At 71.3% G+C, this 6,652-nt stretch carries 5 protein-coding genes; 3 read left to right on the forward strand and 2 right to left on the reverse strand.

Going from position 1 to position 6,652, the window contains the following annotated elements:
* Together M0P34_RS12710 and M0P34_RS12715 are read right to left on the reverse strand one after the other, a co-directional pair.
* On the reverse strand, nucleotides 1-247 hold a 247-nt coding region (locus M0P34_RS12710), incomplete at its 3' end, for a hypothetical protein (protein ID WP_291499716.1).
* Nucleotides 248-249: 2 nt separating this feature from the next.
* A complete protein-coding gene (locus tag M0P34_RS12715; protein WP_291499718.1) occupies nucleotides 250-2,301 on the reverse strand; it encodes a TonB-dependent receptor in 2,052 nt (683 codons plus the stop codon).
* Nucleotides 2,302-2,427: 126 nt separating this feature from the next.
* Here M0P34_RS12715 and M0P34_RS12720 point away from each other — a divergent pair, with 126 nt between their 5' ends.
* The 3 genes from M0P34_RS12720 to M0P34_RS12730 all read left to right on the forward strand — a co-directional run bounded on the left by M0P34_RS12720 (nucleotide 2,428) and on the right by M0P34_RS12730 (nucleotide 6,206).
* The gene (locus M0P34_RS12720; protein ID WP_291499719.1) at nucleotides 2,428-3,351 is read left to right on the forward strand and encodes an AraC family transcriptional regulator; all 924 of its coding nucleotides are present in this window, start codon (nucleotides 2,428-2,430) and stop codon (nucleotides 3,349-3,351) included.
* A gap of 224 nt (nucleotides 3,352-3,575) precedes the next feature.
* Nucleotides 3,576-4,040, forward strand: a complete 465-nt coding sequence (locus M0P34_RS12725) for a type III secretion system chaperone (RefSeq protein WP_291499721.1) — start codon at nucleotides 3,576-3,578, stop codon at nucleotides 4,038-4,040.
* Nucleotides 4,041-4,076: 36 nt separating this feature from the next.
* Nucleotides 4,077-6,206, forward strand: a complete 2,130-nt coding sequence (locus M0P34_RS12730) for a hypothetical protein (RefSeq protein WP_291499723.1) — start codon at nucleotides 4,077-4,079, stop codon at nucleotides 6,204-6,206.
* Nucleotides 6,207-6,652: the final 446 nt, after the last annotated feature.

Consider the following 6,652-nt stretch of genomic DNA (forward strand, 5'->3'; position numbering starts at 1 on the left):
CGGCGGCGGTCATGGCGTCCAGGACCGGCCCCAGGGCCTGGGGCCGGGCGCCGCCCAGGGCCCGGGCGAGGTCTGCGGCATCCGCGCTTCCGGGCGGGTTTCCGGAGCGCGCAAGCGCGTCGGGCAGCTCCAGGTCGAGAGCCAGGTTCAGCAGGGCCAGGGTCACGGGGGCCACGAGCCAACGGCCCAGTTGGGCGAAGGGCGGCTCCCCGGCCCGGGCGGCGGGGGTGGCGACGGCGCGGGGCATGGCTAGAACCTCCAGACGATACGGGTTCCGAAGCTCATGGGGTCGCCGTCTTCCACGATGGTCTGGCCGTTGGCCTTGAGCTTCTTGACGGCGTGGCGGTCGTCCAGGAGGTTCTTGGTCCAGACCGAGAACTCCCATTGCTCCGTGCGGTAGCCGACCTGGAGGTTCACCGTGCGCTGGCCCGCGTCGCTCAGGGTGTTTTCGGCGTCGAAGTACTGCTTGCCCGAGCCGAACAGGTCGGCCTGGAGGAACAGCCCGTTGGCGTGGGTGTAGCCGAGACCGAGGTTGAAGGTCAGGTCCGGCGCCCAGGGCAGGCGCTTGCCGTCGTAGTCCCGGGCGCCCACGGTCCACTCGTCGACTTCCGAGCGGGCGTAGCCCAGGCCCGCGCGCAGCTCCAGCCCCGCCAGGGGGAAGGCCCGGGCCTCCAGTTCCACGCCCGTGGAATGGGCCTTGGCGGAGTTGGTGAATTTCCATGCGCCCACGCCCCCGGCGGGGTCCTCCTGGCGGACCTGCTTGTCGCGGATCGTGGAGTGGAAGACCGCGAAGTCGGCCCGCAGGCGGTCGTCGAGCCAGGCGGTCTTCAGCCCGGCCTCGTAGTTGGTGCTGTATTCGGCGTCGTAGTGGAAGTTGTCCGCGTTGCTGGCGGTGAACACGTTAAACCCCCCGGGCAGGTAGCCCCGGGACCAGGACAGGTAGCCGGTCATATTGTCCGTCATGTCCAGGGACAGGGCGGCCGTGGGCAGCAGTTCGGTGTAGTCGGTGGTCTTGCCGTAGTCGCGGCGCAGCCCGGCCCCGGTTTCGTAGGTCTGGTCGCCGTCCAGGCGCGTGCGCTCCGCGCGCAGGCCCGCCGTCAGGCGCAGGCGGTCCAGCATGGCCCAGGTCCCCTGGCCGAAGACGGCGCCGGTCTCTTCGGTGTACTCCGTGTGCAGGGCGGTGCTGGCCGCGGCCATGAGGCGCTTGCGGTCCATGTCCGTGCGCGTGGAGGCCCGGCCCAGGTATATCCCGCCGACCCAGGACAGCCCGGCGTCGCCCCGGGAGGCCACGCGCAGCTCCTGGGTCGCGTTGTCCTGGTCGATGCGCATGTCGGACAGGCCCACGGGCGCGGGGGTGCGGTCGATGTCGCTTTTCATCCTGTAGGCGTAGTCCATGTAGCTGGTGATGGAGGTGACCGTGAAGCGGTCGGCCGCGTATTCGGCCGCCAGGGCGGGCACCACGAGGTCCGAGGAGGCGTCGTCCCTGGCGTTGGCGCGGACCTTGAGCCGACCCGAGCGGACCGGGCCGGTGTCCAGGCGCATGGTCCCGATGCCGTCGTCGCTGTGGGCGGCGTCCAGGGACAGGCGCAGGTCCAGGGCGGCGGTGGGCGTCAGGCGGAGCGTGGCCCGGCCGGTGTCCGCCTTGTGCCCGGCGGCACTGTCGCTGCCCTTGTGCGTGTTTTCCACGAAACCGTCGGTCTGGTGGCGCAGGAAGCTGCCCGAGAGGTACACCGAATCCCCCATCAGCGGCCCGGCCGCCGAGGCGCCCGTGCGCAGGGTCTCGAAGCTGCCGACCTCGGCGAAGACCGAGCCGCGCGGGGTGCCGTCCGGCGCGCGGCGCACGACGTTGATCACGCCGGATTCGCTGTTGCGGCCGTACAGCGTGCCCTGCGGCCCGCGCAGCACCTCGATGCGCTCCACGTCGTGCAGGTACATGTTCTGCATGTACGACAGCGGGTAGGGCACGCCGTCCACATAGAGGCCCGCCGGTGACTGCAGGGCGGTGTCCCAGGTGGAGAAGCCCCGGATGACGATCTCGTTGCCCGAGCTTGTGCTTTTCATGTGCACGTTGGGGAAGAGGTCCGTCGCGTCCTGCAATGTCCTGGCCGCAATGTCGTCGAGGTCGAGGTCCGAGGCCCAGGACATGCTGGTGGCGATGTCCCTGACCTTCTGCTCGCGCTTGGTGGCGGTGACGGTGGTCGTCTCCAGGGTGTGGGCCGGGGCGTCCTGCGGCTGGCGCGCGTGGGCTCCCGGGGCGAGCAGCAGCAGGGCCGCGACGGCGAAGAGGATTGGCTGGCGCATGGGGTCTCCTTGCGGGTCGACTTGAAATTGATTTTCCTTTTCAGTATACCGGAAGCCGACGGGCCGCTGGCCGCCGAGGGGACAAAAATTGTCTCGCGCGGGGCGGGCCCGGAGGCGGCCCCAGGCATGGACACCACGCGCGACCTCTCCCTTTTCGCCGGGCCGGCGGTCTATGATTCCGCCGGGGCCCAGGCCGTGGCCCTGCGCCCGGGGCTGACCCTGCAACTGGCCCGGGTCGCCTGCGGCGTGCCGTTCCGGGCCGAGTTCGCCATCCAGGATTCCCCGGTCATCTTCGGCTTCATGCTCGCCGGGCTGAACCGCTGCCGCTACGAGGAGGGCCCCTTGCGCCGGAGCACGCGCGTCCACGGCAGCGGCAGCAACCGGATCACTTATCTTCCCGAGACAGCAGGCGTTTTGGAATGCCGGGCCGGGATGCACCGGTTGAGCATCATCGCGACCCGGGAGTTCCTGGAACCGTACCTGGCCCTTGGCCGGGCCAGGACGCCCGGGGGGCTGGCGGCCGCCCTGGGCGGGCGCAAGGAGGCCTTCCAGTGGGCCGGGCGGCGCAGTGTGGACAAGATGCGCCTGGTGGCGGACATCCTTGGCCAGCCCTACTGCGGGGGCTTGCGGCGGCTGCACCTGGAGGCGCGCGCCCTGGAGCTGGTCGGGATGCAGCTTGGCGAGCTCCTGGCCCCGGGGGCGGGGCTCTCGCGGACCCCGGCCCTGGGGGCGGCCGACGAGGCCCGCATCCGCGAGGCCCGCGAAATCCTGGTGCGGGACATGGAGAATCCGCCCTCCCTGGCCGGGCTGGCCCGGCTGGCGGGCGTCAACGAGAGGAAGCTCAAGACGGGCTTCAAGCAGGTTTTCGGGCTTCCCGTGTTCGAGTATTTCCGCAACTACCGCCTCGAAATGGCCCGCGAGCTGCTCGGCTCGGGCGCCATGACCGTCACCGAGGCCGCCATGCACGTCGGCTACCGCAGCCTGGGCCACTTCAGCGCGGAGTTCCGCCGGAAGTTCGGCCAGACGCCCAAGAAGTTCCAGGGCCGCTGAGCCCGCCGCCTCCGTACGCCTCCCCGCCCCGCCTTTGCCTCTGCCCCCTGCGCCCCGCCGTCCCCACCCCGCCTCCCCGCGCGCGAAACCGGCGTTGACACGCCGGGCCGTCCGTTTTCTTATGCGCCGTGTACCGTGGCGTTTTCCCCGTGTTCCGGCCCGGTCCGGCACTTCAAAAAAAGTTGGCATTCATCTTGTAGGGTTCAGTGGTACAAGGAGGCATCATGAGCAACATCCAGGAGATCATCGCGGAGTTCGGCCGGAGCATCGGGCTGGACGGCTTGGCCCTCGACGAGGGCAACTGCTGCACCCTGCAGTTCGATGCGCAGGTGGTGACTATCGAGCATCTGCCCGATTCCGATGAGCTTTATTTCTATACGCGCGTGGGGATCGTGCCCGCGCACGAGGCCACCCGGCTGCGCCTGTTCACTTTCCTGCTCGAGGCGGACTGCTTTTTCCGGCGCACCAGCGGCGGCGTCCTGGGTGTGGACATGGAGCGCGAGGCCGTTGTCTACACCAACAAGGTTGGCGTTGGCGGCTGGTTGAACGCCAACCTCCTTGGCGAATACATGCAGGCCTTCGTCAATCTGGCCGAGGAGTTCGCGCGGCAGCTGCGGGACATCGACGCCCAGGCCCCCGAGGCGGGCGGCGCGGCCCCCGAGCCCTCGGGGATGGCCCTGCGCGTCTAGGCGCACACCCAAAGAAAGCCCAAGGGGGAGGACATCATGCCCGGCAACATCGAGGGCCTGACGCAACTGGCCCAGACATTCAATACCATCGGCGACCGCCACGTCGCCCTGGGCGGCGACCGCCAGATCCAGGCCGGAGCCGGCAACTGGCTCGGCCGCGCGGTGAACTGGATCAAATCGGCCCTGAACATCGGCGGCGCGGCGAACGTGAACAGCTCCATCATGAGCCACGTCGTCGGGCGCATCCGCGACACCGAGGGCATGGGCGACCGCTTCGCGGAGATCGCCCGGAACCGCCTGGGCAGCGCCCTGACCCGGGGCACGCCCATCACCGGGCGCGAGGTCTCCCAGGTCATTTCCGACCTGGTGCGCGTCCGGGGCGACGAGGCCCGGGCCCGCGAGGCCAACATCGCCATCAACGTCAAGGCCCTGTGCGCGGCCCCCAGCGCCGGGGAGGGCTCCGAGTCCCTGCTTGTGGCCGCCATGCGCGAGAAGATGGCCCTCTTCGGCATGGAGGGCGAAATGGATGCGCTGGGGCCGCAGGACTTCCAGGCCGTCCAGGACAAGGTGGGCGCGCAGTTCGTCCGCGCCGGGGCGAGCCCCACCCCGGGCCAGGCCAGGGAGGCCCTGCTGGAGGCCTGCCGCCAGTTCAGCCTGGCGCGGGTCAAGAGCCATATCGACGCCAAGGTCCAGGCGCATTGCGGGCACTCCGGGCCGCAGGACGCCCTGCCCGCAGCCCTGCGCGCGCGGGCGGGCGAGCGGGGCATGACCGTGGACATGAGCCCGGAGCAGATGGGCAAGCTCGAAGCCCTGGTCCACAAGAAGCTGGAGGTTGCCTGCACCTACAACCCCGGCGCCCTCCACCCGCCCACGGACATGGAGACCCAGGCCCTGCGCGACCGGGTCATCGACGGCTTCCTGGACGCCCTGCACGTCATCGACGCCAACACGGTCCTGAACCCCGAGGAGAAGGCCGTGGCCCGCGAGGCAGTGCTGTCCGCGCCCACGGTGTTCACCCCGGGCATGGTCGGCGCCCTGTGCGACGGCCTGCGCGACACCCAGATCTTCGTGGCCACGGCGACCCACCCCGCCGTGGGCCGCTCGGACATCGCCGGGGCGATGGAAACGTTCCAGGAGGCCATGAACGGGGTCTTCATGGGCGAGGACGGCCCGCGCGAGGGCATCGACGGCATGGACGAGGTGGAGGTGGTCAAGGACGCCCTGCTGCGCTGCGCCTTCGAGCGCCAGGGCCTGCGCGGCGAGGAGGGCGTCCAGGCCCTGGAGCGGATGACGGCGCGCGGGTCGGCCATGAACATGTACCGTTTCGAGCTGGAGCGGCAGGACATGAGCCAGCCCGGAGTGGTCAAGAACAACGTGGCCTGCCTCCAGCTGCTCACCGGCCTGGCCCGGCACCTGGACCTGCCCCCGCGGGCCGAACAGGCCATGCGCGAGGTGGGCCTGCACAGCGTGACCTTCGGCCAGGCCCGGGAGATCCTCGGGCCCGGGGTCCATTCCGACAAGGGGCTGCCCGAGGTCCTGGGCTTCGACACGGACGGGGCCGCGCGGCTGCTGGAGCAGGCCGTGGCCGACGACATGCGCTCCCCCGCGCCCGACCCCGGCCAGGGGCTTATGGGCTCGGCCCCGGAAGGCTTCAGGGCCAAGATGGAGCAGTTCTCCGAGGGCTTCCTCAAGGACTTCTTCCGCAACGGCATCGTGGTCGACGGCGAGCGGATCCCGGGCCCGGGAACCAACGACCACCAGGCAATGGAGCAGGCCCTGGACCGGCTCATCGGCCATTTCCCCGACGCAGGCGAGGCCGGACGGGCGACCCGGGGCCTTTTCCAGGCCATGGCCGCCTCCGTGTTCAACGCCCTGCTGGCCGACCCCGCCACGGCGGAGGGGACCATGCAGACCCTGACGGGCCGGGGCGACAAGCTGAGCGACATGCTGGAGTTCAGCATCGCCTCGCGGGGCGGGGGCCGCTACGACGTGCAGGTCGAAGTGGCGGTGCAGCGCAGCCGGGAGGGCGCGGACGGCAACCGGAACGACCCGCGCGGCCTCGGGGCGCGCATGGACCTGACCCTGACGGGCTGCGACCGGCCGGATGCCCCGCCCGCGGTGCGGGTGGCCAACTTCGACTTCCTCCTGGCGACCATGCGCCACTAGCGCCGCGCCCGGGAAGCGTCGGGCGCGGGGGACAGGTGTGCCCGGCGCGGGCAGGCGCGGGCCGTGGCCGGAAGGTCGCGGCCCGCGCGTCGTTTCGTTCGGCGCCGCGCGGGGCGGCCGGGCGCGCTCGTCCTGCCGCCGGGGCGGCGCCGTCGAAGCGGCCCCGGGCTTCCGGGGAGCCCGCTTTGGGTTGTCCGCGGTTTCCCCGCTCTGGGGGCCCGGGCACCCGGGCGGGCGGCACGCTTCGCGGCCCCGGGCGGGCCGGTTTTCCTTTGTGCCCGGGGCCGTGGTGCGTTCGGCGGGGGGCGTCGGCCTGGAACCCCTGGCCTCCATCCGGAGGGGCGGCCCCGCCCCGGGCCGCCTTCGGGGCATCCCGAGCCCGGAGCCTGCGCGACGCCCCCTCGGGCGGCCCGGCGGGGCAGGCGGGGCAGCCTCCGGCCCCGGGC

The organism is Desulfocurvus sp., assembly GCF_023230885.1.
GTDB lineage: Bacteria > Desulfobacterota > Desulfovibrionia > Desulfovibrionales > Desulfovibrionaceae > Desulfocurvus.